The organism is Nonomuraea sp. NPDC050547 (assembly GCF_044457345.1).
GTDB lineage: Bacteria > Actinomycetota > Actinomycetes > Streptosporangiales > Streptosporangiaceae > Nonomuraea.
Genome location: NZ_JBITGW010000012.1, coordinates 317212 through 341916 on the forward strand (window position 1 = coordinate 317212; position 24705 = coordinate 341916).

Below are 24705 nucleotides of genomic sequence, written 5' to 3' on the forward strand. Positions count from 1 at the left end.
GCGTGTCAACCCGGGCTTTGGTTGACCAGTGACTGGCCAGGAAGGCGAAGCCGGTTGACCGCAGCACGGCGGGTCTTCTCCGGCCGCCGGTCGTACCGTGCGGTAGTTGCTGGGGAGGAGTGTCCGACGAGGGCCTGCGCCGTGGCCAGGTCCACGCCGGCGTCGAGGAGTTCGCCGATGAAGGTGCGACGGAAGTCGTGCGCGCGGATTGGCTGCTTGCTGATTGTGGGGTCGAGCTTGGCGCCCTGGCCGACGCGCTTGGTCAGCATCTTGCGGAGCGCCTGCCCCGTCATGTGGGCGGGCCGGCCGCTGGCGTCCGTGCGTAGGCGTCCGCCCTTCCACAGGGCGGGGAAGAGTGCGCCGGGGGTACGGCCGCGCATGGTGATCCACTCCTCGATGAGGGCGGCGGTGTCGTCGGGCACGTAGGCCATGCGCTCCTTGTTGCGTTTGCCGAGCACGCGGATCCCGTTGGTCTCGGAGTCCCAGTCGGCGAGGTCGCGGGTGACGAGTTCCTCGCGCCGTACCCCGGATGTGTACAGGGTTGCGAGCATGGCGCGGTCACGCACGTCGGCCGGCCTGGGGTGGTCGCACACCGCCAGGAGGACGGCCAGCGCCTCGGACGGGATATGCCGCCCGGCCGGGAGCGTGGACGCCTTCTCCTGTTCGAGGTCGATGGCGCGCTGGTACTCCTCGGCGGGCAAGAGGCGCAGCCGCCACGCCTCCTTTAGCACCCGGCGTAAGGCGACGAGATGCTTGTTGATGTAGGCGGCTGACCAGCCCTGCTTGAGGATCTCCGCGCGCAGCCGAGTGGTGTGCTCGTAGCGGAGAACGTGCCAGGGGAAGTCCTCCCCCGTCACAGCGCGGTCGTCGAGCGGCTTGCCGCGGATGATGCGGGCGAGCCGGTCCAGGCAGCCGCCCATGGCCGTCTTCGACCCGGGCGACCGCAGGTTGTCCAGATACGACCGGTACGGGTTCCGGATCGGGTCCACTCGCACCACGACGTCGTCGGCGAGCAGTTCGCCGGCGGGAGCGGCCAGGGCGGGCAGCCGGTCAGCAGTCGTCACGCTCGTTCCCCTCTTCTCCGGCCGGGAGCGCCGCGGCGTGGGCTTCCCACCCGGCGCGCCACGCCTCTGCGTACAGGCTGTCGATCAGCTCTATCGGCTCGACAGGCGTTCCGTCCGGATCGCCGAAGCCGAGCATCTCGTGCGCCCACTCGTCAGGAGCCTCGGGCGGCACGCCCTCGTCCAGGGCAGGCCCGATCCGTAGACCGCGCTCCTGGAGCCGGTGCGTAAAGTCCGGGCTGGACAGCGCCGCGTACATCTCGTCGGCGAACGCGTGGAACAGCGCGTCAGCGACCAGGTCGTACGGCGACGCCGTCTCGTCGTGGGATGCCCGGCGGGCGAGGCGGCGCCGTACCCCGTAGTAGGCGTCGCGCGCCGCTTGCCGGTGCCCGGCGGCGGCGTTCTCCTCGGCGGTGCGCAGGTCGATCTTGGGCGGTGACGCGCGGTCCATCAGCGGGCCTCTTCCGGCTGAGTAGTCTCCCCGGGGTCGGGCTCGTAGTCGTCAGGGTGCGGGTCGGGCGGTAGCGGCTCCTCATCGGGGTCGGCCTCCCAGCCGTCCCGCCAGGTGTCGAACTCCTCGGCCAGCAGCGCCGACGTCACCGCCCGGGACCGCTCGACGTCGGCCGTCTCATCGGCCACGCCGAGCTCGTCGAGGATGCCCGCGACCTCGTCCAGCGTGCCGGGCTGCCGCTCGGCCAGCGCCGACCAGAACGCAGGGAACCGCGTGTAGATCGAGAACGCGCCAGTGCGAACGTGGACGGCGACCTGCGGCTCGAACCCGCACTCATCACCGGTCACCGTCAACCCCCACAGAGTGCCGACGCCCGCCCGCCACGCCCGCACCACGATCTCCTGCCGGAAGTCGTGGTTGCGATGCCGGTAGTAGGTCGGCTCGGCATCCCCGCCACCAGGCCCGGGTACGACGACGGCAGCATTAAAGCCGCTCACGCGCCCTGCCCTCCTTGCCTGGCAGGCCGCGCCGACCCGTCCACGTACAACACCCGCCACGTCGGGTGACACGGCACGCTCCACCCCGGGCCACCGTCGAACTGCACACGCAGACCACCCCCCAGGAACGACGCGATCCGGCCCGGCCGCCCGTCCACGACCACCCGATCACCCCGATACGCCGGCACCCCGTAGTAGCGGCGCACATACTCCGCCTGCGACCTGCCGTCCCAGCCCTCCCACCAACGCCTCGCGCGTACGCGCGCGTTAGCCTCCCGAAACTCCCGGGGCGGGGTCTGCCCTCTGGTCAAAGGGTTCTCAGTGGTGGTGGTCATGAGGCTCTCCGTGAGGTCATGGCGGTGATGTGGGAGCCGTAGGCGAGTACGCAGGCTCCCCGGACTATGGGGGCGTCCTTGCGGGCCACGAGGGGGTGGATGGGGACTCCGCAGGTGCAGGTGATGACGCCGGTGTCACGGTCCATGGTTTCCGGTACGTGGAGATGGGCGGTGCCGTCTGGGGTGGCGGTGGGTGCGTGGCGGGGGCAGAGGTTGGTTCCGCCGAGGATGCCTCTCTGGAGCATGCGCCAGCCGGGGGCTATGGGTTCGCCTTGGTGCATAGCGATGGTGTCGTAGGAGGCGGGGCAGTGCGCGGCGGCGCATCGGCGGATGCCCGGCGGGGCGATGCGGAGTTTGTCGATGGTGGCGATGAACCAGGCGGTTTGTAGCGGTAGGGGTTGGAGCCGTCCGCGCGGAGGACCTGGCCGTCGAGCCACACGTCTCCGGGGAGCCCCTTGGCTGGGGTGGCTTCGCCGATGATGAGGGCGAGGGGGCGTTCGCGGGAGAGGGCGGCGCCGGCGGGGATGTAGACGAGGCGGCCGGGCTGGAGGTCTTGGAGGGTGACGCGTGCGATGTCGGTCTTCTCCGCCATCAGGTGTTCCTCTGCGGGTGGATCAGTTCCCAGACGTCGGGCAGCTTCGGCGGCTTGATGCCCAGCGCGGTCATCAGCCGGATCGCCGGGCTGGTGTCGTAGCCCAGCCCGTGCAGGATGAGCACGTACGTCGGGCATGGCCAGGCGAGCCGTTTGCCCCTGTGGTTGCGGCATGTCGGGCACTTGGGTATCTCGGACCAGGTGTCCGGGGCGTCCCAGTTTGCGGGGGCGTGCGTGGCCATGAGTGCGGCATGGCCGCCCTGGACGCGCCGGATGTAGTTGGTCGCCCCCCATGAGGTGAGCGCCATGCCCTTGAAGCCGTCAGTTTCGTTCACCTTGTCTCCTCTGTGTGGGCTTCGTTGTGGTCGGCGGTGCATGCGACGGGGCAGGACGGATGCTCACTCGTCGAACTTGAGCTCGACCGTGGCGGTGGGCGGTGATGTGGCTGTCGGCTCCAGGTATCGGGGCGGGCGCCGGACGCTCGGTGGCCGGGGTGGTCAGTCTCCGTATGAGCAGAGGATCCAGGCGGGGGCGGGCTGCTTGGGGGTGATGGCGAGGGTGTCCAGGGCGGCGGCGAGTTTGGTGTCCCAGTCGTGGCGCTGAGGGCCGGTGGCGAGCCGGTCGGGCTCGATGAGGAGGGTGGAGCCGCGGTTGACGGTGATGATGTGGGCGGCGATGACCTGCATGGGTTCGACGTGGTTGCAGTACGTGTCGAATTGGACGCCGATGCGTTGCATGGCCTCATGCTCGCGAGTCCAGTAGTCGTCATCACGGCGGGTCGCGAACGTCTCGGTGAAGCCGGACGCGTTCAGGAGGTGGCGCATGGCCTGGTCTTCGAGGTCGTCGTCGCTGTCCTCGTCGTACCAGGCGAGGGTGACGAGGTTGTCGTAGTCGTCTTCGAGCTCGTGGATGTCCCACGAGCCGCTGTCTCCGAGGTTGTAGCCGTAGGCGAGGATCGCGTCGCTGGATGACATGGGCTGCTCCGGGAGGGCTGGGTCCGCCGGGCGGGGGCGCCCGGCGGCCGGGGGGCTACTTGGTGGAGAAGCCGAGGAGGTGGGGTTCCACGGTCCAGGACTTGTACCGGCAGGCGACGATCACTTGGTGTGCGATTTCGGTGGTGGCGAGCGTCTCGCCGTCCCGGATGGCGGCGGTGACGCTGAAGGTGATGCCGGTGTTGTTGCCGAGGTGGTCGGTGAGCATCCGGGCGATGTCTTCGGGGGTGGCGTACCGGAGGGGTTTGTACTCGCCGATGAGACATTCGGTGCAGGCGCAGTCCCAGGGGTCGATGGCGAGGAGTTTGGGGCGGGGGTAGTTCTCGGCGAGGTCCTCGCTGAACGTCACGGGCTGCTTCCTTTCGTGACCCCTCGCACGATTAGTTCCTGGAAGTTTCATTCCAGCTACTAACGCTTCGGGGCAGTTGAGGATGGCGAGGCGGGCACTCGCGGGAGGTTTCAGGCGTCGCCGCGACGCTGGCGGATCACGTCGGCTGTGAGGTCGGCGGGGGCGGTCAGGTAGATCGGGGTGCCGTCAGCGCCGGTGCCGACGCAGACTCGCGGATCGGTAGCACTCTCGGCGACGTTGCGGAGCTGGTTGCGGCGCGCGAGGTACGCGAAGAGGAGCGTGCCGCCCTTGAGCGTGAACGGGATGACGATGGAGGCGATCTGGATGGCGGTCATCTGCAACTCCCAAGGAATAGCCCTGTAGCCGATCACGGCCGTCTGCCGCTCACAGATCGAAACATTAGCAAGTTTCTTTTAAGTTGTCTATAGGGGCTCTCGATAGGGCGAACCGTCCTCAGGAGTGGGCGTTGATGAGGTACCGGCTAACCGCGTAGACCTCCTTCAACAGGCGATGCAGCCTGTCGAGTTCGACCGAGTAGAACTCCAGCAGATCCTGGATGGTCTCCGGCGCCTCGTACTGCTTGAGCTCGACAGCCGCCGAGCGGTAGCCCTTCGTGTGCGCGTCGATCGCCTGCCGGGTGTGTTCGGCCGCCATCCAAGCAAGAACGAGCGGCTGCGCGACGAGCGTCTCGTGGGCGCGATAACCAGGCGGGATGGCGTCTAGGAGCCAGGCGGCCAGGCGCTCCTCCCCCACCGACACGCTGGGCGGCGGCAGCACCGCGGGCCAGCCTGGCGGTGCTGGAGCTTGAACGACCTCCGGTACCGCTGCGGCGACGCTCTCAATGGCAATGTCGATCTCGTCGTAGCGGACGTCGCGCATGCGGACGACCTCATCCTCGGGCACCCACACGGGGCCACGCTCTTCCAGCCCGCCGCGGTAGCCGGGCACGTATTCCACCCAGGAGATGCAAGCCTCGCGGGTGCCATCGAGGTGCTCCCGAAGTGCGTGAAGGTACCCGGCCTTGGCAGCATTGCGCGGGAGTTCGACGGGCTGCGGGGCGGGTTTGTCGGTGGACATTGGTGACGCCTAGCGAATCGAAGACTCTTTCGATTCAGAGGGTATCGCAGCAGGTGGTAGAGCGGTACGAACAGCATGGTCGCTTGGGTCCGCGTTCACGGAGCGTGCTGTTGAGCGCCTCCGGGTGCGGATCGTCCTCCCCTGGACTGCTTCTTTCAGCCCACGAGGGACAAGGTCGCTCCTTGGAGTGCAGAGCACTGGATGTACGGTTCGCCGTTCTGCGTCATCATGAGCGGGCGCCGTTGCTCTTCTCGGCCCGTCCGGACTGCGATACCGGAAGGTCCGGTGGAGAGGAGGGTCCCGAGTGGACAGCGACGACGGCGAGCGGAAGAAGCCACGCAAGGGGATTCACATAGCGGTGGCGGTACTGAAACTGCTGTTGTGGATCTTGTGGATCTGGTTCGATCCGCGTCACCCCGGCTAGTCCGAGGTGGCTGGGCCCCCTGTCGGCCGGGCTTCGCACTCCTGCGGACAGGGGGCCCTGGACCCACAGTAGGCGTCCGAGTCGAACCCTGTCCCCTCCCCTAACGATCTTGCGGTGTGGGTACAGCACCACCCTGGAGAGCGTCTCCCCTCCTACGGGTGGGTGTCTGTTCTACTCGCACGCCTGAGGGCTTGTTCAAGGCTCCGCCCTTCGGCGAAACCAGGTAGGCCAGCATCGGGTGATCCGAGCGCCCCTGCATCAGTCTTCGAAGCCGATGAGGGTCCATGTGCGGCGGGCCGTGTCAAGTTTGATGACGAGGACACCGTCGCGGTCGAAGTGGGCGGCCTTGGCGCGGACCTTGTAGTACCAGTCGTCGCCTGGCGCGTCGGGCGGCAGGTCGTTCTCAGTCCACCACGGGCGGGACTCGCACCAGGGGTCGCGTTCCCACCCGATGATCTCGTAGGTGCGGTTTCGCGCCGGCCAGTGAAAGCGGATCGGGCGGCCGAGCGGGAAGGACACGTGGTCATCGTCCTGGGTCTGGACGTCGATGGTCTGGTTGACCAGGTGCGCGAGGTCTGCCGGGTCGAAGTGCTCCCCCTCCATGCGGTGAGGGTACGCCAGCCATGGCCTGAATCTGGCCGGGGCAGTCACTTGCATGCAAACAGTTTGCGGGTTGAGCTGAAGACATAAGAAGCGTGGTTCGCCGGACGGCCGATCAGGGAGCAGCTTCAAGAGGAAATGAGGCGCCCGAATGCTAGTGCTCAACGCGGAATACCAGCAGCTCGGTTCGATCCGGTACGGCCGAGAAATTCTCGACCTATCTGGCACGAAGGTGGGCGAGGTCAAGTACGGCTGGTTGGTGGTTGACGCCCACGGTGTAGAAGTGGGCCAGCTGCAGGGCGTAAACATCCTCAACAGTTCCCGGCAGAAAGTTGGCACGGCCGTTGGATGGCGAATTTTGAATCTTGCTGGGACCGAAGTCGGTCAGATCAAGCACCCGTGGAGCGATCCGGTTCTGGCTGGCAAGGCAGCCGGAGCTGCGGCGCTCCTATTGGGGCTGCTCACCTAACCAGTGCGCTTCCTGTTGGACATGAAGCATGTGCCAGCCGAACGCCTTCCAGAGTTCTTCGCCGTTGGCAACCACTGGTCCGGAGAAGTTGCCGCATTCGCAGCCCGCTCGATGCACGTCGCGGCTGGCTGTCGCGGAGAGGATCGGGTCGAGGTGGCGTGTTGGGGCGTGTCCGGTGGGGGCGATCAGCGGGTCTTCCCACCACGGCAGTGGGTATCGCGGGCTTGCGCTCATTGCCACCCCAGCGTGTTGGTCGTGCCGCCGTACCAGAAGCCTGATGCCGGGGTGGGCAGGGTCTGCGACAGGTTGCTGTTGAGGTCAAGGCCGACGTTCAGGGTGACGGTGTGTTCTCCGCGGGTTGGCGAGGTGTCGAAGGGGCGGGGATCACGCTCGTTGTCGGCATCCTTGGCCCACGCCGCCGAGCTGGGCGTGGCCGTCGAGGTTGGTGGCGGGGTGCCTGTCGCCGTTGGGCTTGGGGCGGGCGTTGGTTCTGGCGTCTCGGACGGCTCGGGCGTTGTGGATGGCTCGGGAGTCGTGATGGGTGTCTGGGTGGGCAGGCCGGAGGGGGTTGTGGACGGTTGAGAGGTTGACGGCTGTTCGGGCGAGGTGCTCGGCTGCGGGGGTGCTGCCGTGGCGGTGCTTGTCGTGTGGATGGGGGGTTCCGTTGTCGCTGGGACTGGGGCTGTCGGCGTGCTGGTTGCCTTCGTTGTTGCCGTGTGGGCCGTGGTCGCCTTCGTTGGCGGGGCGGAGGTCGCGGCTGTCGCGGTCGCGGGGTGTGTAGGTGGGGCGGTGGTTGCTGGCTGCGCTGGCGGCGACGTGGCGGTGCTCATCGCTGCGGGGGTTGGGGTGGCTGGGAACGTTCCGGAGGAACCGGTCGTGAGGACATCCGGTGTAGGTGACAATTGGTCGGGCAGCGCTGCGGGCTCGTCCGTGGGTGGCGAACTCGGGGCGGCTTCGGCGACGGCCGCGGGCGGCTCTGGCGGCGGGCCGGTGGCCAGAAGGGGCGCCGTGGCGAGGAGCCCGCCGGCGGCTACAACGGTGGCGGCCTGGGTGAGGGTGACACCGGTTGCGGTGGCGACCTGGGCGATGGCGCCGCTGGCGATGCTGAGCAGGCCGGAGCCGCCTGCGGTGACGGTGCTGGAGGTGGCCACGGCGGCGCTGGCGCCGCTTAGCGCCGCGGTGGTGCCGGCGGTCCCTACCCCTGCTGTGCCTGCGGCAGCGGCTCCCGTTGCGCTGCCCGACGTTGCGAGGGACTTCCCTCCGAGGAAGCCGGCCACGCCGGCAGGAACGATCGCGGCGGCGTCGAGGCGCGTAAATCTCCCCAGAATGCGCCTGGCGGCGTCGCGGATTTGGATGATCCGTACCTGGGCGAGTAGGCGGTACGTGTGGCCTGTAGAGGGGTCGGCGACGGCAAGCTTCAGGAGGTCTTCCTCCCGTTCGAGCACGGCGCCGATGACCTGGCTCGCCTCGGGCGCCTTCTTCAGCAAGTCGTAGATGAAGGTCTTTCCGCGGGTGAGGGTCGTGTTCTGGCGAAGATGGCTAATGATCTTCTTGGGTTCTAGGTCTTCCTCGGTGACGAGGCGCTCGCATTCCAGCGACAGCAGCGCGAGCAGGACTTTCTCGCGCTCGTCGGAGAGGGTCAGTTCGGCGGCGAGCGCGTTGACTAGCGCGAACCTGTCGGGCTGCTCGGTGCTGGGGCGTTGAAGGGCGCGCAGGTAGAGGCTGAAGAGGTAGTCGTGATCGCTGGGCGGAATGGTCACGTCTGGCGGTCCTAGGGGAAAGTCCGTTGCGAGCACCTACGGCCAGGGGCAGGTGGTGCGCCTGGCGGGAGCGGTCGCGTCGCGGAACGCGGGCATGGTGGTTGCTTTCGTCGAACAGCAGGCGGGGCCTGGACGGATGGACTGTGGGTGCTCCACGGAGCGGGAGCAATTGGCTGGAGGGGTCACTATGACCCGAAGATCCCGACATCGAAATGGGCGGTTCGCATGGCCCGCGTGCTGCGGGAGTGCACTTCGACCTCCAGCTCCGCCAATAGGGAAAGCGCACCTACCAGCTCAGGAGAGGACCTTGGGCTGTGGGGATCCCCTGTTGGAGTAGATCGGGCTAGGTCATGCCGCGATTCCGTGACTCTCGTTACAGCGGGCAACGTGGCCGACCTGGTCCGCGGCAACTGTCCAGCCTGTTGGGCTACGTGTCGTAACCACGCATGCTTGAGCGTTCAACCTCATAGGCAAATCGCCTTTTCATGGCTTCCATTCTGGGCGGATCGCCTCTTCACAGAGCTCTCAGGTGAGCTCTAGCGTCTCCCCCACGCACAGAACGAAGGGACGGTGCCTATGACCTCAACCGCGTCGCCTAGGGCGACCGATGACGGATTAGCTCGCGACGACTACGCTCTCGAACGCGTGCCGGCGGCGGCCAGGTACGGCTGGCCAACCGTCGCGATTCAACGCTTCGGCCTGTTGTCAGCCCTGTCGCAGTTCCTGCTCGGCGCAACACTCGGCATGGGGATGACGTTCTGGTCGGCTGTCCTCGCCGTCACGCTCGGCGCCGTCATCCTGGAGATCGTCGCCATCGCGATCGGCATCGCCGGCATGCGTGAGGGCCTATCGACCAGCGTGCTGGCGCGCTGGACAGGGTTCGGCCGCCACGGATCGGGCTTGGTGAGCTTGGTCATCGCCACGGCGCTCCTCGGCTGGTTCGGTGTCCAGTCCGCGGTGCTCGGGCAGGGCCTCTCTTCACTTCTGGGCGGCCCCGCGTGGGTCTGGGCGATCGTAGGCGGTCTGGCGATCACCGCGATCGTGGTGCCCGGTTTCGCGGGAATGGCCTGGACCGCGTGGATCACAGTTCCTGCCTTCCTCGTTCTTGCGGGTTGGGCCATCGTCGTCGAGCTTGGTAAACAGCCCTTGGGCGACCTCATCGCCTCCGCCCCGCCCGGCCCGGCACTCAGCCTCGCCCAGGGCGCCACTCTGGTCGCCGGCGGCTTCATTGTCGGCGCGGTCATCTCGCCGGACATGTGCCGTTTCAACCGCACCGCTCGTGACGTGGTCAAGCAGACCGTCGTGGGGATCACGCTCGGCGAGTATGTGCTGGCGCTGGTCGGTGTGCTCCTGGCTCATGCTTTGCGGACTGGCGACATCGTCGCCATCGTCACCACGACCTCTGGCGTCATCGGCACCATCGTGTTGGTTGCCGCAACGTTGAAGACGAACGACTGGAATCTCTATGCCGCGGGGCTCGGCATCACCAACGTCCTGCACACCACCTTCGGCGTCCGCGCCGGACGAGCTGTGGTCACGATCATCCTGGGTGTCGTCGGCACGACATTGGCCGCGCTCGGGATCGCCGATCACCTGGTGGACTTTCTGATCTTGCTCGGCGTCGCCATTCCCCCCATTGCCGGAATCATGGTCGCTGAGTACTACGTGGTGCGCCGCTGGAGCAGCCTCCTGGAGGAGTCCCGCGCGACTGGCAGCGTCCCCACGTCTGCTCCCAACTGGGTTCCTGCCGCGCTCGTCATCTGGGTCGCGGCCGCCGCCATCGGTAAGTACCTCGAATGGGGAATCCCTGCGCTCAACGCCCTGCTGGCCGCGTTCGTCTTGTACGTGGTCGCGGGCAAGTTGGGCCTGACCGGGTCCCCCAGCCGCGGCAAACCCTCCGCCTAGTATCCGCTGCCGCGGTCCCAGCCATTCGGCGGACCGCGGCAGCCTGCTGCAACTTGCCCCAGTTACACGAACAGGAGCCCATCCCTTGCGAGTAGGGATCGACGTCGGCGGCACCCACACCGACGCTGTTTTGATGGACGGGACCACCGTCCTCGCATCCATCAAGACCGCCACCACCCCTGATGTTATGGGCGGCATCGTGGCCGCCCTTGAGCAACTCCTCGCCTCACCTGGCGTGGACCGCTCGGCCATCGAGGGCGTCATGATCGGGACAACGCATTTCACTAATGCCCTGGTCACCGGGCGAAGCCTGGCGCCCACCGGAGTAGTTCGGCTTGGGCTGCCGGCCACATCCGCGTTGCCGCCGATGGTGGATTGGCCGCAGCGGCTAGCCAACGCGATCCAGGCCAGCGTCCATCTCTGCCATGGCGGCAATGAGTTCGACGGGCGCCCCATCTCCCCGCTCCGGCCGGACGAGCTGAAACGAGTCGCCGCGCAGTTGGAGAAGTCGGGGATCGGCAGCGTCGCTATTTCGTCTGTGTTCTCCCCTGTCAATGCCGAGATGGAGGAAGAGGCGGCTGACATCCTCCTGGCCGAGCTGCCGAACTTGCACATCAGCATGTCGCACCAGATTGGCCGCGTCGGGCTATTGGAGCGCGAGAACGCGACCATCGTGAACGCCTGCCTGCGCAACCTGGCTGATGACATCGTCGAGGCCTTCGCCGCAGCCCTGTTGGCCGTGGGCGTGTCCGCTCCTCTGTACCTCTCGCAGAATGACGGCACCCTGATGGATTCGGAGTTCACTCGCATGTATCCGGTGCGGACGTTCGCGTCGGGCCCGACGAACAGCGCTCGCGGCGCGGCGTTCCTCGCTGATCAACCTGACTGCGCCGTGGTGGATATCGGGGGCACCACCACGGACGTAGGCGTTCTGACCGGCGGCTATCCAAGGCAGGCCACTGGCGAGGTGGACATTGGCGGGGTGCGAGTGAACTTCAGAATGCCCGACGTGCTCTCCGTGGGGCTCGGCGGTGGAAGCCGGGTCACGCGCCCGCCTCAGCTTGAAGTGGGCCCGGATTCTGTCGGCTACCAGCTGACCCAGGAGGCTCTCGTCTTCGGCGGCCAGGTCCTGACGGCTACCGATCTGGCCGTCGCCGCGGGCCTGGCCGATATCGGCGACGCCTCCCTTGTCCGGCACCTGGACCGCAACCTCGTCAACCGCGGGATCGCCTGGATGACCCAGCGGATCACCGACCTAGTCGATCGTATGAGGGTGTCGGCCACACCATTGCCCGTGGTGCTCGTTGGGGGCGGAAGCATCCTCATCCCGGCGAGCCTGCCGGGTATCCCGTCCGTGCACCGGCCTGAGCACCACGCCGTGGCCAACGCCATCGGGGCTGCCATCGGGCAGATCGGCGGGGACGTGGACCGGCTGTTCGCCATCACCGCTTCTCGTACGAGGGAGGAGGTGCTGGAGGAGGCGCGCGCCGAGGCGATCGACCGCGCCATCTCAGCTGGTGCCGCCCCGGGCACCGTACAGATCACGGAGATCGACGAGGTCGCAGTCGCCTACCTGCCCGGCAACGCGGTGCGCGTTCGAGTCAAGGCAGTTGGAGAGCTCGATCTCACCGGTGAGGCGACCGGGAAGGAAGACGAATGGGCATGGAATTGACCATGTGGGCGCTGCGCGATCTCGCGGAAGGCGCGGCGGTCCTCGGCACCGGAGGCGGCGGCGACCCGTACGTGGGCAGGCTCCTGGTCGAGCAGCAACTGCGCGCCGGCCGGACGATCCGCATCATCGGAGTGGACGAACTGCCTGACGACGCGCTCGTGCTGCCGTGCGCCCTCATGGGAGCACCGACCGTGTTCTGGGAAAAGTTGCCTGGCCCGGACGGCATCGTTACCGCGATGCGGACCCTTGAGGCTCGGCTCGGCCGTAAGGCGGCCGCGACCATGCCGATCGAGTGCGGCGGCTTCAATTCGATGATCCCGCTTCTCCTCGGGGCGGAGGCCGGCCTGCCCGTTGTGGATGCTGACGGGATGGGGCGGGCCTTCCCTGAGCTCCAGATGGAGACGTTCGCTGTGATGGGCGTGCCCGGGTCGCCCATGTCGATCGCGTCCGATCACGGCGACGCCGGGATTATCGACGCGGTGACGAACCAGCGGATGGAGTTGATCGCTCGCGCGATGACGGTGCAGATGGGCGGCTCCGCGTACATCTGCGACTATCCAATGGACGCAGCCACGGTGCGCCGTACCGCTGTCCCGGGAACGCTCACGCTGGCGACCCGGATTGGGGCCACACTGCGGCAGGCCCGCGAGCATCATCAGGATCCGTTTGAGGCGCTGACAGAGATGCTGGCCGACACCATCTACAGTCATGGCGTGCAGTTGTTCAGGGGCAAGGTGGCGGATATCGACCGCCGGACGGTGGATGGGTTCGCCCGCGGCCGGGTCACGCTGGAGGAGATGAACGATCCGGCCGACCGGATGGAGATCGTCTTCCAGAACGAGCATCTTGTGGCGCGCCGCAACGGGCAAGTGGTGGCGATCGTCCCGGATCTGATCTGCACGCTCAACAGCGAGACGGGAGCGCCCGTCACCACCGAGGCGCTGTCTTTCGGCCAGCGGTTGACGGTGTACGCGATCTCTACGCCGCAGATCATGCGCTCGCCGGAAGCTCTGGCGTGCTTCGGGCCCGCCGGGTTCGGTCTGGACGAGCCCTACGTGCCGGTCGAGCAGCTCGGTGGCGGGCGGAACTGACCTCGTGGAGATCACGGTTGATCTTGTCGATGACCTTGCCGCCGGCGCGACCCTGTTGGGGTCCGGCGGCGGCGGTGACACGGGGATGGCGGCGCGGATGCTGCGGCACGCGCTGTCCCAGTACGGGCCGGTACCGCTGATCAGCGCGAGTGACCTCCGGCCTGACGCGCTGGTCGTCCCTATCGCAGCGACGGGCAGCATCACCGTGATGATCGAGCGGCTGCCCGCCGGCGGGTGCTTCGTGAATGCTGTTGCGGAGATAGGCCGCCTGGCTCGGCGACCCGTGGCTGCCATCCACGGGTTCGAAGTGGGTGGCGCGAACAGCCTGTTTGCGTGCGCGGCCGCAGCGTGGACGGGTCTGCCGTTGATCGACGCGGACGGTATGGGGCGGGCCTTCCCGAGGGTTGATCAGGTCACTTTCAACCCCGGCGGGATCGCAGCGGCGCCTGCGGTACTGGTTGACACGAGCGGCAACCTGGTGTCGATCGGCGTGGCTCGCGACAACGCGGACGCTGAGCGCCTCCTACGTGCCGCGCTGCCCGCGTTGGGCGGCTGGGCCGCAACTGCGATGTACCCGATGAACGCCAGGCAGGCGGCGGAGTGCGGGATCGCCGGATCCATCTCCGGCGCGATCACGCTAGGGCAGCGGCTGCGGGACAGCCAGCGGAACGCGCGCGGCCGCGTCGGCATGTTGGCCGACTTCGGCGCGGACCTGCTGTTCTCGGGAGGTGTCGTCGAGGTCGTGCGCCACCCGCGGCCTCGCACGGGCGGCGCCTTGACTATCGAGCATCAGGGCGCGGCCGAGCGCACGATGAGGCTGGAGATGGCTGACGAGTTCCTTCTCGCGATCGACGGCGGAGACATCAAAGCTCAGGTGCCCGACATCATCTGTGTGCTGGACAGCAGGACCTGGGAGCCGGTTCTGGCCGAGACGATCGCGCCTGGCCGGCACGTGGACGTGCTTCGGATACCCGCGCCGGCCGCATGGCTTACCCCACAGGCGCTGCCGCTCGTGACGCCTGAGGCGTTCGGGCTGCGGGTCCTCAACGATCCTGGAACGCTCCCGCTCCGAGGCCCCGCAGCATGACGACCGTGATCACAGTCCGCGATCTCCTCAACGATGCTGCGTTTCATGGCCACCAGTTGCTGGGCGGGGGCTCCGGCTTGGACCAGGTGGTCCGGAATGCTGCGCTGGTCCACACCGGCCACGACCTGAGTCGCGTCCCGCCCAGTTCGGTCGCCATCATGGATGTGGCCGACCAGAAGGGCGTTAGTAGCCAGCACCTGGTGGAGTCGTTCACTCGGCGGCTGCATGGCCGCGGTGGGCGCCTGCTTGTGATCGTCGGCCGGCTTGAGACGGTTTCGCGGTCCACGGTTCGGCTCGCTGACCGGTTCTCGCTCCCTGTCGTCGCCGTCCAGCCCGAGTTGGTTCCGGTGTCGGCGCATGCCTTGACGGCCAGAGTTCTGGGCCTGGTGCAGAACCCTGAGACGCTGTATGCGCGGGCGGTTGCCTCCGTCGCGCCAAAGTTGGCCAAGGCAGGCACGATCGACCGAATCCTTGGCGTGATCACCGACGCGTTGAAGGGTACGGCGGCGTTGGTTACCGCCGATGGGCGGGTCATGGCGGGGACGGTGCGTTGGACGCCCCCAGAGGAGGCCACTCGGCACCCGAGTGTGGTGGCGGAGAGGTACGCCGATCATGTGATGGCGTCGTGCCCGGTGCCGTGGACCGACCATCAGTTGTGGCTTCTGTCCGAAGTCACCAACGGTGGACCAGCGTGGCAGGAAGCGGCACGCGCTGTTCTTCAGGTGGCCGCGCCTGCGGTTTCGGCATGGGTGGCGCGGGATCGTCTCCAGGCGGAGCGGGAGCGGGTACGCCTGACCGGGCTGCTTTCCGAACTGCTACAGCTGGAGCAAGCGGCCCAGATCCCAGGGCATGTGGCGTCTCGCGCCAGTCGGGCGGGCATCGTGCTCGACGGCTGGCATATTGGCGTTCATCTCACGTGGATGAGCCCGGTTGACGACACCGCGGCCTACATGGAGCTCACGCCGCAACTGACGTCCACGCTGGCTGAACACGGATTTGGCGTGCCGCTGTTCGAGCGGGTAGATGGCTGGTCGTCGTGGGTGTCGTGCCATGAGCGCCCCTCGTACGCGGAAGCTTCGGCGATCGCGGAAAGGGTCAGGACGGCGGTGGCGTGGTTCAACGCCACCTACGAGGATCATCAGGCATACGTACCGCTGGTGGGCGGGGTCGGCCAGCCGACGACCGGCCCCGCGGCGATTGCCAGCACCCTGGCCCAGGCGCAGCAGGCGGCCAGGGTGGCAGGTAGCGACCAGCCCGGGGCGGTTGAGTCAATCAGTGAACTCGGCCCTGAACGGCTGTTGCTCGCCTGGTTCCGCGATGAGTCGTTCCAGGCGCATGCGCGTTCCCTGCTAGCGCCGGTGCTGGCCGCGCCGGACAGCGTCGCGCTCTTGGAGACGTTGGAAGAGTTTTTGACCTGCGGCTCGTCTCCAACAGAGACGGCTCGGCGGCTGGACCTCCACCGCAACACGGTGACTCAACGGATTGCGGCTGTAGAGCGGCACCTGGGGGCGTCGCTGACGGACGTGGACCGGCTGTCCCTCCACCTGGCCTGCCGGTCGGTCACGGCGGGTTGGCGAGCCGGTCGCTCGTCTTGAGCTGGGTAGGGTCGGACAAGCTCGGCGCCGGAAGGCCGGGGGCAGAGGTTGGCGCCCGACCTGCCCATCTCGCGGGCGCTGTGGTCATCCGGCGGCACGCCAGGTGCGCGAACCGACGATGCCGTCCGGGTCGAGGCTCTCGGCTCGCTGGAAGACCTTGGTCGTGGCCGCGCTCATGGGTCCGTATCGGCCGTCTACGGTGATCGTGTACTTCATGGCTTTCAGTCGGTTCTGCCAGGCGGTGACGTCCGCCCCGCTCATGAGCGGCTGTCCAGGCCGATAGGTGAGGTGGCGGCCGGGGAAGTCGGGCCAGTCGGTCGGCTTGTTGGTGGTCGGCTTGGGTGGTCGTGTGGGACTACCGCCGTCGAGATAGTGACGGACCTTGCGGATGAAGTCATCCCAGGGGAACTTGGGGCCTGGATCCCAATGGTCACTCCGCTTGTAGACGGCGCTGACGTCGGCGTGTCCAACGATGCCCCTCTGGCCGGCGCGGAGCTGCGCTCGGGTGAGCCGCCGGGCGGGGATGTTGTGCTTCTTGCACCAGGCGGCGACTTGGCGGGCGGCGAGTTCGAGCAGGTCACGGCTGTATGTGTCGGCCCATTGCGCTTCGTTCTGGCCAGCGCGCCCAGCGAGCTCGATCTGGAGCCCGTCGCTATTACAGCCGGGAGCGGCCCAGGCCGTGTCCGAGTCCGACACGCAGCGGACGACGCTGTTGTTGTCCACGCACAGGTGGGCGGAGGCCTTCGTGGAGCGCTTCGCGAAGTAGTGGGCGACGTTCTCGGCGACGTTCGAGCTTTCGCCCGTCTCCATGGTGTGCACCACGATGGCGCGGATCGCCGCGACGCGGCCTTCGTGCTTATTCGGTGAGGTGATGGTTTGCACGTGCCGTTCCTCCCATCTCGGTGACCGGCGCCCCTGGGTAGGGCCGGTCGAAGGTGGAAGGGTTGCTGGCGGTGCCGGCTAGAGTCTGGCTCCGATATCGCCGTGGACGGTCTATCCCGAGGTGCACACGGATCTGCCAGGGAATTACCTGAACCCCAGACAGGGCGTAGTACGGTCCTGCGTATCGTCAGCGAGACGTTAGGGGGTGATCACACATGCTGATGACCATTGACGACGACTGGGAGCGCTGGCTAACCACCGGAGAGGGAACTCCGCCGGGCTGGGATAGCTTCCCATGGGAGCATGACCTCGGTCAGGACCGGGACTTCGACGCTCTGGCCTGCCAGGTTCTACAGGCGCCTATTGGTAGCGGGAAAACCCACGCGATCATAGAGGCCCTAGCATCTCTAGCCGCGGTGCATGATCAGGCCAAGGCCATAGCCGAGTTCAAAGTGGTCCTCCCGCCGGGAAGATCCGCCTTGCTTGGATCCTGGCTCGGCGCGACCAAGGTTCCCCCCCTTGACCACGTGCTCGACATCGTGGCGCTGTGCGACCGCGACTTCCTCCGAGAAGCCCGGACGTACATCACGTTTCCGCTGGAGCCGGCTGCGGACAAGCCTTCTTGCCGCATCGCGAAGGCGGTGGAGAAGCTGTCGTTCTACCACGAAAAGCACGAGCTCAGTGAGCTCCTGACCCGCTGGCACGAAGCCAAGGTTCTAGTAGGGCGTGTCGCCTCAGGGAAGACGGAGCCGCTTCTCCAGCAGGTGATGCAGGACGCTCAATATCGCACCTTTGCGCGAGTTATGGACGCGGTGTTCACGCTCGCGGCTAAGGTTCTGCCATACCAGGCGCTGTTTTTGATCTCGCGCGGCCTGCGCGCGACTGCGTCCATCCCTACCCCAATCGCCCACGATGCAGCCGAGTATCGGCGCTTCGGTGAGCGCGCTGCGCGGTTCGCGCACTACTCCAGTACCCGATAGCTCCCGCAGTTGACCCCGGTTATCCGTTGGTCCTGCGGTGCATACGCATGCCCCCGCATGGCCAGCTTGTCCGTCGTCATCTGCGGATAGCGCCTGAGCGGCGTTCCGCCAATCTTTCGGGAGCACGTACGGTGCTGGAGTTCAATCCCCTTGCTCTGCGCTCTGCGGAGTTGTTCGCCGGGGCCCTCACCCCGGTCGATGTCCTCATGGTCACGGTCGCGGGGGCGTTCGCGCTCGTCATCCTGCTCGTCGCCTATTGCGTGATCGTCGCGACCGTCAGCCGGGACAAGGCACGCCGCACTTGCGCGACGAAGATTCTCAACGCTCTTCTGAGGTTCACTTTGGACCTCATCAGAGCCATCGTGCGCCTGATCAGGGGTGGACGATGAGCGGGGTGGTGGGCCGACCTCCTCGATGCCCGCTCCCCGTGGTCCACGACGCCGTCCGCCTGCACTATGTCGAGGGCGTCAGTAAGAAGGGCATCGCCCGGATGTTCAACGCGCAGAGCATCCCTACTCCGAGTGGCGGATCGAGGTGGACGGCTTCGCATGTCTACACGCTGCTCGGAACGACCCGCGCAACGCGCCTCAGGGATGAGTTGTTGACCGTGGCCTGAAGAAGCGTGGGCCAGCGCAGGATCAGGCGGCCTGCGCTGGCCCACGGGCGCCGGGTATGGCTCCTCCGAATCTTGACTCAGGAGTGAGGCAAGAAGACGTCGAGCCCGTCAAACAGGCGCGGGCCGGCCGCGCCCTGCCCAGCGTCGCCGCTGTCCGCCCGTGCGTTGGTGGGGGTCTCGTCGATGACGTCGATGTCGCCTTCGATGGTGAGACCCTTCGATGGTGACGTCGGGGTCGGTGCTAGCCAGGTTGAGGCTCTCGATGGCGTCGCGCAGCTTGGCGCGGGCCTCGCTGCGGGTGCGGGCGGTCACCGTGCCACCGATGAACGTCATGGCGTCGAGTCTGAAGACGGTCATGGGGGGTGTTGGTCACTGGTCGATTTCTGAGTGCGGGAGCCGCTCCGTCCGGGAGCGGCTCCGGCTGGACGAGTCAGAGGGGGATCTCGGTGATGGTGGTCTCGGTGGCGGGCTTCAGATCGGGGTCGGGCGGGGTGACCTTGAGGAGTTCGCGGTCACGGCTGATCGCCTGGCATGTGAACCAGACGACGCCGTCCTCCCACGGGATGGTGACCGTGATGCCGTTGATGGCGTCGAGCCGCTCCTGCGCGATGTCGGCGTTAGGGGCGTACACCTTCGCTGTGGCACTGACTGAGAGGCCGAACTCGTAGAAACGCTCAGGCTGCCCGGCCGGTGCCGACACGGGCGTTGGCTCGTCGTCGAGTTGCTCAGGCTCAGTCAGTCGGGTGTGGCCGTACAGCCCCCACGACTCACAATTCCAGTAGCAGGGCTGGCCGCGCTCAGCGTGGCAGTGCTGGCAGCCGTACGCGTAGGCGATGGAGGGCCGGTCGCCTGGCTCATCGTCGCAGGCCTCAACGCGGTATCGCTCGTACGCCTGGCGAAGGATGACGCCGGGGTGGACGCGGGCGCGTTCGAGCCGGTGGAGGATGTCCCCGATCGCGTCTCGGGTGGCCTGGTCGAGGTCTTCGTCATCGGCGAGGCTGCGATTGCCAGGCGTGTAGGCGTCGTTGACGTACGCCATCACTGCGATTACTCCGCTGGAGGCGCGATCGCTGTTGGTGGGGTCGTCCGGCCTGTGCAGGATATCTGCGCGGGGCATGAGGTCTGGGGTTCCTTCCGGGGCGCGGCCCGTGCGCCGCTCGTACGGGCCCGCAATGATCAGCTATCGGGTGAGGTCGGCCAGGTCGGTGCGGGCGGCCAGGAGGCCGCCTTGGGCGCGCTCGTAGCGGTCCAGGACCTTGGCGACGAAGGGGCGGGTCTCAGCGTCGCGGATGGCGAGCGCGTGGGCGAGGTCGATAGGGGTGGCCAAGGGGACGCGCACCACGATGCGGAGGCAGCGGCCCCAGCGGGTAACGTTGCGGTGGGCCGTGCCGAGGGCGAGCTTGGCGAGCCAGAGTTCAGCGGCGGGGTGCATGGATGGCTCCTAGTGGCCGGTGTTGGCGCAAACCCAGCCGAAGCCGGGGGCGAAGGTCACGGCGGGGGCGTCACAGGTCCGGCAGTAGGCGGGGGGCGGGGCGGGCTCGTCGTCGCGCCGAGGCGGGAAGATCAGGTCCCCGAAGAGGCGGGCAAGGGTGCGCATGGGTCCTCCACTGGGCGCAGGGGGTTGAGGTGCCTGCCCCGGCTGGATGGTGTCGGGGCAGGCGGGTTTAGGTCTGGGCTCAGTGGTGGTTGCCGCGCTTGCGGTAGGTCTTGAAGCCGAACCAGGCGGCGACGGAGATCCCGGCGAGGATGGCCAGGATTCCGATCACGCGGAGGATGGCGTCCCAGATGCTGCCGTCGTCCTTGTTGGCAGCGGACATGTTCTGGAAGGCGACCCATGCCGCCGCGTAGTCAGGCTGGGCGGTCACGGTGGTGACGGGGGCGGCTGCGGTCGGGAAGGTGACCGTCCCGGGGTCGTGGTCGGTGCCGGTGGGGGCGGTGGTGGGCATGGCGGGGATGTTGTTGATCACGGTGGGCTGCTGGCCTGTGGTGATCGGAGCGCTGGGGACGATCTTCGTTGTGGTGATGATCGGGCGGGGCTTTGCCATGGCCGACTTTGTTGGGGAGGCGCTGGGCTTCGGCGTAACCGTCTTGGTCACGGTGGCGGTGGGCGTCGGGGTGACGGTGGAGGCGCTCGCGCTGGGCGTCGGGGTGGCCGTGATGGTTTCGGTAACCGTTGGCGTCGCGGTGGGGGTGGGCGCGGCGGCGGTGACGGTGACCTCGCTGAGCGGGACGCTCCCGATCAGCGTGAGGGTGTAGTCGCCGGGCGTGTCAGGGGTGAAGGTTCCGGTGAGGGCTAGGTCGCCGAGGCAGTTCGGGTTGCCCGACTCTGTGGCGAGGCTGGTCTTTCCGCCTGCAGGGTTTCGCAGGGTGATGGTTCCGGTGCAGGCGTTGGTGATGACCGCCTTGACCGTGACCAGCTTGCCTGTGGTGAGGGCGCTGCCCGAGGTGGGGGCGGTGATCTGGCCGGTCTCGGCGATGCTCGCACGGGCGGCATCGACGAGGAATAGGAGGCTGGCCACGGCTGTGCCGAGGAGGACCGCCAGCACAGCGAAGAGGCTCCTGAAACGCATGCGTTTCCTTCCGGTGTGATTCCTACAGGAGCGCCGCTCGCTCCCGTCGAATACGTAGAACATTAGCAATTATCTTTAGCGATGTCTATGCAGGAAAAATCGAATCACCGCCATAGACAACTTTAAAGAAGCCTGCTAATGTCTGAGGAGTCGGCAGGGGCGAGCGGCGCTCCCGCAACCGGAAGGAACACCCAATGGCCAAGACTCGCGAGTCGTCGCACCAGACCCACCTGAACTGGCTCATGCGGCTGGCGATCACGGTGATCTCCCCGCTCACCTCCGCCAACTCCTGCGACTCCGCCCAGCGGGTGACGGAGTCGCTGGCCCTGGCCCGCCAGATCGCCGAGCGATACACGGGCGACCACACCGCATGGATCCAGGTCCGCGCCAACGTCATGGACGCGCTCGCCTACATGGGCCGGATTACCGCAATACACAACGACTTCACTCAGGTGGAGGACTCGTTCGTCCAAGCGCGGGAACTGTGCCGGTCCTACCTCGTCAGCCTCACCCACTCGCAGCGCGTACAGCTCGCCTCCTACGACGGGTTCAGGAATCCGCATCTGACCGAGGAGTCGCACGAGGAGGGACGCGACCCGGCGCTCGTGATCGTGCTCACGCCTGTGTATGCGCCGGAAACGCCTGCCAAGCAGCGGGTGCAGAACAAGGCAGACGAGAGGTTCGTCGAGCGCTACCCGGCGCTGGCCTTGGCCGAGGCCATGTTCGACGGCTCGGTCGTTGTGATCGCCGCCTGATCATCCGTCTTCCTGGGTCCGTCCGAGCGGCGGGCGGGCCCACCTACCGCAGCACCCGCCCGAAGGAGTTCCGAAACCATGAGCATCTCGATCGTGCTCTTGCCGAACGGCCAGATGCGGCACGTCAACCTCCCGGCAGCCGACACCCTGCCCCTGACGCTGGATCTTCTCGACTGCTTCGCCGCCGAGCGTCACCCGATCCGCCCACACGTAGCCATGTGGATCGACGCGGGCGGGCACGGCCTGCGCGAGGCCAACATGCCAGCAACCAAGTTGAGCGTCAGGTACGGCGGCGTGTGGAAGCCGTACTACGGACCCGTCCTGCTGTGCGGCATCGATGAGCAGGGCCGCAGCCGCGATCTCACCGTTAGCCAGATCCGCGAACTCCTCCCGTACCTGCTCCGCATCGCCTAACCCTTCGGGCCCGTCGCGTGGTGGGCCTCACCCCTGAACCAGTCTTCTGGGCTCGCCCGAGCGGCGGGCGGGCCCACTGCACAACCGGGAGGAACTCCCCTCATGACGCTGACCCACATCGACCTGATGCGCATCCTGTTTGATGCACAAAGGCGCGGTGCTATCCCCCAGCCTGCGCTGAACCGCTTCCCCCCGGTGGCGATGGGTGACCTCGACCCTGATCGCATCGCCGAGATGGACGAGGACAGGCAGGTCATCCGAGTGTTCATCTGGACCAGCGAGCCGCGCCCGGACCTGGCCCGCGCCTACTTCGACGTGATCGCCCCCCACTTGGAAGGCGCGTGGGAACTGGACGTGCTGCTCGCGCATGGCGACCCTGCCGATCGCACGGCGCAGATCTCGCAGCGCTGGTTCCCCGGTCCCGCCGAGCCGGTCCCAGCGCGGCCGTTTCCAGCTCCGCCAATGCATCCCGCTATCTCTGCCTGACCTGGGAGAGGCGCGGCGAGATCGGATAGCCACCAGTACCGTGCTGCTCGGCACGGTGGAGTTTCCGCTCGTCCAGCGTCCGACATGCCGAAGGCCCACCAGCGCCCACGCTGGCGGGCCTTTTCCGCGTTGATGAAGCAACGGCCCTTCGTGGCGGTGGCCGCCGCGCCAGTGGCTAGGAACTGGCCCCCGCAGGCAGTTCCCGGATACCCAGCGCGATCCGCTTCGGACGCCGGAAGCCGTGGGCGCCGTACCTCGAGCAGGAGGGCCTTCGCCGGGCACGGAGTGATCGGGGCGCGGATGATGGCCGTGACGATGCCGAGATGGGCATGCGCTCTGGTGGTCATGTGATGACCTCTCCCCCGTCGTCGGCCTGGGCTTCTCTGGCGGCTTGGGCAACACGGTCGGCTAGGCCGGTGAGGTCTACGCCGTGGGACATGGCTACGGGCCCGCCGTCCTTGCCGGTGATCTCCAGAGCCTTGACGGGCTGGTATCGGTCGCGCCTGGTACGGGCGAGGTACTCCAGGGCGAGCTTGCCATTCGGCGGTGTCCACTGCTCCTCCACGCTGCCGTCCGGCCGCTCCGACCGCTTGATCAGCACTCCGCCCTTGAAGTCCTGGAAGATGACGTTCACCGCGGCGACCTCGGCCTCGGCGCGGGCTTGCTCGACCGCCTCGGCGAAGTCGCGAAGTTCTTGGGGAGCGTCCTCCTTGGCGGCGTCGGACAGCCATCGGTAGATGGTGGACTCGCCCACGTTGGTGAGCGCGCAGGCGGTGGCCAGATAGAGCCCTTCGCGGACGTGGTTGCACAGCCGTTCCTGGAGCTCGGGGGTGAGCTTGGTTCGGCGGCCGCCGGGCTGTTTGCCTTCTTCGGTCATGACCTGCCTCAGTCCGAAGTTGTGCCGTGGGTGGTGGTGACCGTGAATGCGGGTTTGCCCTCGTCACGCCACGGGTTGAGGTCCACGGCCAGGACGAGTTCGTGCTCGTCCTGGCAACTGCTCGCGAAGTGGGTGGGCATGCCGATGAAGTGGTTGAGGGCGCAGTTGCCGTGCTTGGGGCGGTAGTCGAGCTCGGCGTTGAGCGGCTTGAGGATGTCGAGGGTGATCGTGTTGCCGTCCGACACCGTGACGGTGACCGTGATCTGGTCAATGGTAGGTACCGGCTTCCATGCCCGGCCCGCGAGGGCGGTAAGGGGTGTCCGGCGCCCGCCGATACCGGTCATTTGCCCTCCAGGATGTAGGTCTCGAAGACGCGAGCGCCGGCCACGATGTCGTCGGCGGTGCGCTCGTGGGAGCCGACGTACTCGGCGGACAGCTTGAGTGCTTGGAGGCGGATCTCGTCGATTGGCTGGGGCGGGTCGAGGTAGGTCACTGGTGGACTCCTCTCAGTGGCTGGAGCGCGCGGTAGCGCGCCATCTGGTGTTGTTGCTGTGGATTTGCCGCTCGACGAGGTGGAGCGTCTCCAGGGCGCGCAGGGCCTGAAGGGTCCGGTCTCGGCTGCCGGTGAAGTGGTCGAGTTGCACCCTGGCGACGCTGCGCGGGTGAATGCGTTGGAGGCTGGCGAGGATCTGCTGGTGGTCGTTGGCGTGGGCGACCGGCTTGGCCGCGGCCGGTTGAGACGCGGTGGGTGCCGGGGCCGGCACGGTAGTTGCGTAGTGGCGTTCGATTTCGATCACGCCGTCTGGATGCTGGCGGATGATCTCGCGGATCAGGCCGGTCTCGGCTGTGGTCGGCTGTGCGGAGGTTTGTGTGGGTGGCTGATGGGGGTCGGGGGCAGGCTGCTGTTGTGTGCGGGCTCGGTCCGCTGCGGTGCTGAAGGCTGGGTGGCGGCGACGCCAGAGGTAGATGGTGGACGGAGAGATGTTGACCTCGCGGGCAGCTTCGGCCGCCGAGTAGCCGTTGCCGAGCAGGGCGATGAGGCGGCCCTGCAGGTCGGGTGTGAGCTTCGTTGGCCGGCCGGGGCCGCGGCGTGGGTAGGTCACGTCTTTCTCCTTGTGTGGGTGTCGCGCGCTCATGCGGAGGTGCCGCGGTTGGATGAGGTGTGCGG

Annotated in this window: 31 protein-coding genes; 12 read left to right on the forward strand and 19 right to left on the reverse strand. The window is 67.2% G+C overall.

The window, feature by feature from the left end:
* Positions 1-5 precede the first annotated feature (5 nt).
* The 9 genes from ACIBHY_RS29790 to ACIBHY_RS29830 form a co-directional block, all read right to left on the reverse strand.
* Positions 6-1064 carry a tyrosine-type recombinase/integrase gene (locus ACIBHY_RS29790; protein WP_397308379.1) on the reverse strand — a complete coding sequence of 353 codons (1059 nt, stop codon included), beginning with the start codon at positions 1062-1064 and terminating at the stop codon, positions 6-8.
* On the reverse strand, positions 1051-1512 hold the full coding sequence (locus ACIBHY_RS29795) for a hypothetical protein (RefSeq protein ID WP_397308380.1): 462 nt from the start codon (positions 1510-1512) through the stop codon (positions 1051-1053). The genes ACIBHY_RS29790 and ACIBHY_RS29795 overlap by 14 nt, the downstream gene beginning before the upstream one ends.
* Positions 1512-2009 (reverse strand): hypothetical protein, encoded by a 498-nt coding sequence (locus ACIBHY_RS29800; RefSeq protein WP_397308381.1) that lies wholly within the window; start codon positions 2007-2009, stop codon positions 1512-1514. Before ACIBHY_RS29800 ends, ACIBHY_RS29795 begins: the two co-directional genes overlap by 1 nt.
* A gap of 926 nt (positions 2010-2935) precedes the next feature.
* Positions 2936-3271: a hypothetical protein gene (locus tag ACIBHY_RS29805; RefSeq protein ID WP_397308382.1), complete on the reverse strand. Its 336-nt coding sequence runs from the start codon at positions 3269-3271 to the stop codon at positions 2936-2938.
* Positions 3272-3433: 162 nt separating this feature from the next.
* Positions 3434-3910: a hypothetical protein gene (locus ACIBHY_RS29810; RefSeq protein ID WP_397308383.1), complete on the reverse strand. Its 477-nt coding sequence runs from the start codon at positions 3908-3910 to the stop codon at positions 3434-3436.
* A 55-nt stretch (positions 3911-3965) separates the two neighbouring features.
* Positions 3966-4277 (reverse strand): hypothetical protein, encoded by a 312-nt coding sequence (locus tag ACIBHY_RS29815; protein WP_397308384.1) that lies wholly within the window; start codon positions 4275-4277, stop codon positions 3966-3968.
* Positions 4278-4387: 110 nt separating this feature from the next.
* Complete coding sequence (locus tag ACIBHY_RS29820) at positions 4388-4612, reverse strand: hypothetical protein (RefSeq protein ID WP_397308385.1); 225 nt, start codon at positions 4610-4612, stop codon at positions 4388-4390.
* Between the two features lie 118 nt (positions 4613-4730).
* The gene (locus tag ACIBHY_RS29825; RefSeq protein ID WP_397308386.1) at positions 4731-5354 is read right to left on the reverse strand and encodes a hypothetical protein; all 624 of its coding nucleotides are present in this window, start codon (positions 5352-5354) and stop codon (positions 4731-4733) included.
* A 682-nt stretch (positions 5355-6036) separates the two neighbouring features.
* On the reverse strand, positions 6037-6381 hold the full coding sequence (locus ACIBHY_RS29830) for a DUF6504 family protein (protein WP_397308387.1): 345 nt from the start codon (positions 6379-6381) through the stop codon (positions 6037-6039).
* A gap of 148 nt (positions 6382-6529) precedes the next feature.
* Here ACIBHY_RS29830 and ACIBHY_RS29835 point away from each other — a divergent pair, with 148 nt between their 5' ends.
* On the forward strand, positions 6530-6847 hold the full coding sequence (locus tag ACIBHY_RS29835; protein ID WP_397308388.1) for a hypothetical protein: 318 nt from the start codon (positions 6530-6532) through the stop codon (positions 6845-6847).
* A 230-nt stretch (positions 6848-7077) separates the two neighbouring features.
* Here ACIBHY_RS29835 and ACIBHY_RS29840 read toward each other — a convergent pair whose 3' ends face one another.
* The gene (locus ACIBHY_RS29840; protein ID WP_397308389.1) at positions 7078-8607 is read right to left on the reverse strand and encodes a hypothetical protein; all 1530 of its coding nucleotides are present in this window, start codon (positions 8605-8607) and stop codon (positions 7078-7080) included.
* Positions 8608-9183: 576 nt separating this feature from the next.
* Here ACIBHY_RS29840 and ACIBHY_RS29845 point away from each other — a divergent pair.
* The 5 genes from ACIBHY_RS29845 (at position 9184) to ACIBHY_RS29865 (ending at position 15957) form a co-directional block, all read left to right on the forward strand.
* Positions 9184-10512 (forward strand): purine-cytosine permease family protein, encoded by a 1329-nt coding sequence (locus ACIBHY_RS29845; protein WP_397308390.1) that lies wholly within the window; start codon positions 9184-9186, stop codon positions 10510-10512.
* 85 nt (positions 10513-10597) lie between these two features.
* A complete protein-coding gene (locus ACIBHY_RS29850) occupies positions 10598-12184 on the forward strand; it encodes a hydantoinase/oxoprolinase N-terminal domain-containing protein (RefSeq protein ID WP_397308391.1) in 1587 nt (528 codons plus the stop codon).
* Positions 12175-13275, forward strand: coding sequence for a DUF917 domain-containing protein (locus ACIBHY_RS29855; RefSeq protein WP_397308392.1), 1101 nt, complete (start codon positions 12175-12177; stop codon positions 13273-13275). The genes ACIBHY_RS29850 and ACIBHY_RS29855 overlap by 10 nt, the downstream gene beginning before the upstream one ends.
* Positions 13276-13279: 4 nt before the next feature.
* Positions 13280-14362 (forward strand): DUF917 domain-containing protein, encoded by a 1083-nt coding sequence (locus ACIBHY_RS29860; RefSeq protein WP_397308393.1) that lies wholly within the window; start codon positions 13280-13282, stop codon positions 14360-14362.
* Positions 14359-15957: a helix-turn-helix domain-containing protein gene (locus tag ACIBHY_RS29865; protein ID WP_397308394.1), complete on the forward strand. Its 1599-nt coding sequence runs from the start codon at positions 14359-14361 to the stop codon at positions 15955-15957. The genes ACIBHY_RS29860 and ACIBHY_RS29865 overlap by 4 nt, the downstream gene beginning before the upstream one ends.
* A gap of 84 nt (positions 15958-16041) precedes the next feature.
* Here ACIBHY_RS29865 and ACIBHY_RS29870 read toward each other — a convergent pair whose 3' ends face one another.
* Positions 16042-16839, reverse strand: coding sequence for an N-acetylmuramoyl-L-alanine amidase (locus ACIBHY_RS29870; RefSeq protein ID WP_397308395.1), 798 nt, complete (start codon positions 16837-16839; stop codon positions 16042-16044).
* 215 nt (positions 16840-17054) lie between these two features.
* Here ACIBHY_RS29870 and ACIBHY_RS29875 point away from each other — a divergent pair, with 215 nt between their 5' ends.
* From ACIBHY_RS29875 to ACIBHY_RS29885, 3 genes are all read left to right on the forward strand, one after another.
* Positions 17055-17819, forward strand: coding sequence for a hypothetical protein (locus tag ACIBHY_RS29875; RefSeq protein ID WP_397308396.1), 765 nt, complete (start codon positions 17055-17057; stop codon positions 17817-17819).
* Positions 17820-17950: 131 nt separating this feature from the next.
* Positions 17951-18208, forward strand: coding sequence for a hypothetical protein (locus ACIBHY_RS29880; RefSeq protein WP_397308397.1), 258 nt, complete (start codon positions 17951-17953; stop codon positions 18206-18208).
* Positions 18205-18435 (forward strand): recombinase family protein, encoded by a 231-nt coding sequence (locus tag ACIBHY_RS29885; protein WP_397308398.1) that lies wholly within the window; start codon positions 18205-18207, stop codon positions 18433-18435. Before ACIBHY_RS29880 ends, ACIBHY_RS29885 begins: the two co-directional genes overlap by 4 nt.
* Before the next feature lie 430 nt (positions 18436-18865).
* Here ACIBHY_RS29885 and ACIBHY_RS29890 read toward each other — a convergent pair whose 3' ends face one another.
* The 4 genes from ACIBHY_RS29890 to ACIBHY_RS29905 form a co-directional block, all read right to left on the reverse strand.
* A complete protein-coding gene (locus tag ACIBHY_RS29890) occupies positions 18866-19474 on the reverse strand; it encodes a hypothetical protein (RefSeq protein WP_397308399.1) in 609 nt (202 codons plus the stop codon).
* Between the two features lie 141 nt (positions 19475-19615).
* On the reverse strand, positions 19616-19867 hold the full coding sequence (locus ACIBHY_RS29895; protein WP_397308400.1) for a hypothetical protein: 252 nt from the start codon (positions 19865-19867) through the stop codon (positions 19616-19618).
* A 9-nt stretch (positions 19868-19876) separates the two neighbouring features.
* Entirely contained in the window at positions 19877-20032 is a 156-nt protein-coding gene (locus tag ACIBHY_RS29900) for a hypothetical protein (RefSeq protein ID WP_397308401.1), read from the reverse strand.
* A gap of 79 nt (positions 20033-20111) precedes the next feature.
* The gene (locus ACIBHY_RS29905) at positions 20112-21005 is read right to left on the reverse strand and encodes a hypothetical protein (protein WP_397308402.1); all 894 of its coding nucleotides are present in this window, start codon (positions 21003-21005) and stop codon (positions 20112-20114) included.
* 194 nt (positions 21006-21199) lie between these two features.
* On the opposite strand from ACIBHY_RS29905, the gene ACIBHY_RS29910 reads away from it, so the two are divergent.
* The 3 genes from ACIBHY_RS29910 to ACIBHY_RS29920 all read left to right on the forward strand — a co-directional run bounded on the left by ACIBHY_RS29910 (position 21200) and on the right by ACIBHY_RS29920 (position 22660).
* Positions 21200-21760 (forward strand): hypothetical protein, encoded by a 561-nt coding sequence (locus ACIBHY_RS29910; RefSeq protein WP_397308403.1) that lies wholly within the window; start codon positions 21200-21202, stop codon positions 21758-21760.
* Between the two features lie 78 nt (positions 21761-21838).
* Complete coding sequence (locus tag ACIBHY_RS29915) at positions 21839-22174, forward strand: hypothetical protein (RefSeq protein WP_397308404.1); 336 nt, start codon at positions 21839-21841, stop codon at positions 22172-22174.
* A 102-nt stretch (positions 22175-22276) separates the two neighbouring features.
* A complete protein-coding gene (locus ACIBHY_RS29920; RefSeq protein WP_397308405.1) occupies positions 22277-22660 on the forward strand; it encodes a hypothetical protein in 384 nt (127 codons plus the stop codon).
* 343 nt (positions 22661-23003) lie between these two features.
* Here ACIBHY_RS29920 and ACIBHY_RS29925 read toward each other — a convergent pair whose 3' ends face one another.
* The 4 genes from ACIBHY_RS29925 to ACIBHY_RS29940 are packed head-to-tail and all read right to left on the reverse strand — an operon-like array spanning position 23004 to position 24640.
* A complete protein-coding gene (locus ACIBHY_RS29925) occupies positions 23004-23537 on the reverse strand; it encodes a hypothetical protein (protein WP_397308407.1) in 534 nt (177 codons plus the stop codon).
* Positions 23538-23545: 8 nt separating this feature from the next.
* Positions 23546-23881 (reverse strand): hypothetical protein, encoded by a 336-nt coding sequence (locus tag ACIBHY_RS29930; RefSeq protein WP_397308408.1) that lies wholly within the window; start codon positions 23879-23881, stop codon positions 23546-23548.
* Positions 23878-24030, reverse strand: coding sequence for a hypothetical protein (locus ACIBHY_RS29935; RefSeq protein ID WP_397308409.1), 153 nt, complete (start codon positions 24028-24030; stop codon positions 23878-23880). Before ACIBHY_RS29935 ends, ACIBHY_RS29930 begins: the two co-directional genes overlap by 4 nt.
* 13 nt (positions 24031-24043) lie before the next feature.
* Complete coding sequence (locus ACIBHY_RS29940) at positions 24044-24640, reverse strand: helix-turn-helix domain-containing protein (RefSeq protein ID WP_397308410.1); 597 nt, start codon at positions 24638-24640, stop codon at positions 24044-24046.
* Positions 24641-24705 lie beyond the last annotated feature (65 nt).

Bases quoted from the DNA above. Each gene is read 5' to 3' on its own strand.
- ACIBHY_RS29795 (WP_397308380.1), bottom strand. From the start codon at position 1,512: ATGGACCGCGCGTCACCGCCCAAGATCGACCTGCGCACCGCCGAGGAG.
- ACIBHY_RS29810 (WP_397308383.1), bottom strand. From the start codon at position 3,910: ATGTCATCCAGCGACGCGATCCTCGCCTACGGCTACAACCTCGGAGAC.
- ACIBHY_RS29820 (WP_397308385.1), bottom strand. From the start codon at position 4,612: ATGACCGCCATCCAGATCGCCTCCATCGTCATCCCGTTCACGCTCAAG.
- ACIBHY_RS29825 (WP_397308386.1), bottom strand. From the start codon at position 5,354: ATGTCCACCGACAAACCCGCCCCGCAGCCCGTCGAACTCCCGCGCAAT.
- ACIBHY_RS29830 (WP_397308387.1), bottom strand. From the start codon at position 6,381: ATGGAGGGGGAGCACTTCGACCCGGCAGACCTCGCGCACCTGGTCAAC.
- ACIBHY_RS29835 (WP_397308388.1), top strand. From the start codon at position 6,530: ATGCTAGTGCTCAACGCGGAATACCAGCAGCTCGGTTCGATCCGGTAC.
- ACIBHY_RS29845 (WP_397308390.1), top strand. From the start codon at position 9,184: ATGACCTCAACCGCGTCGCCTAGGGCGACCGATGACGGATTAGCTCGC.
- ACIBHY_RS29855 (WP_397308392.1), top strand. From the start codon at position 12,175: ATGGAATTGACCATGTGGGCGCTGCGCGATCTCGCGGAAGGCGCGGCG.
- ACIBHY_RS29865 (WP_397308394.1), top strand. From the start codon at position 14,359: ATGACGACCGTGATCACAGTCCGCGATCTCCTCAACGATGCTGCGTTT.
- ACIBHY_RS29875 (WP_397308396.1), top strand. From the start codon at position 17,055: ATGCTGATGACCATTGACGACGACTGGGAGCGCTGGCTAACCACCGGA.
- ACIBHY_RS29885 (WP_397308398.1), top strand. From the start codon at position 18,205: ATGAGCGGGGTGGTGGGCCGACCTCCTCGATGCCCGCTCCCCGTGGTC.
- ACIBHY_RS29890 (WP_397308399.1), bottom strand. From the start codon at position 19,474: ATGGCGTACGTCAACGACGCCTACACGCCTGGCAATCGCAGCCTCGCC.
- ACIBHY_RS29895 (WP_397308400.1), bottom strand. From the start codon at position 19,867: ATGCACCCCGCCGCTGAACTCTGGCTCGCCAAGCTCGCCCTCGGCACG.
- ACIBHY_RS29900 (WP_397308401.1), bottom strand. From the start codon at position 20,032: ATGCGCACCCTTGCCCGCCTCTTCGGGGACCTGATCTTCCCGCCTCGG.
- ACIBHY_RS29905 (WP_397308402.1), bottom strand. From the start codon at position 21,005: ATGCGTTTCAGGAGCCTCTTCGCTGTGCTGGCGGTCCTCCTCGGCACA.
- ACIBHY_RS29910 (WP_397308403.1), top strand. From the start codon at position 21,200: ATGGCCAAGACTCGCGAGTCGTCGCACCAGACCCACCTGAACTGGCTC.
- ACIBHY_RS29915 (WP_397308404.1), top strand. From the start codon at position 21,839: ATGAGCATCTCGATCGTGCTCTTGCCGAACGGCCAGATGCGGCACGTC.
- ACIBHY_RS29920 (WP_397308405.1), top strand. From the start codon at position 22,277: ATGACGCTGACCCACATCGACCTGATGCGCATCCTGTTTGATGCACAA.
- ACIBHY_RS29925 (WP_397308407.1), bottom strand. From the start codon at position 23,537: ATGACCGAAGAAGGCAAACAGCCCGGCGGCCGCCGAACCAAGCTCACC.
- ACIBHY_RS29930 (WP_397308408.1), bottom strand. From the start codon at position 23,881: ATGACCGGTATCGGCGGGCGCCGGACACCCCTTACCGCCCTCGCGGGC.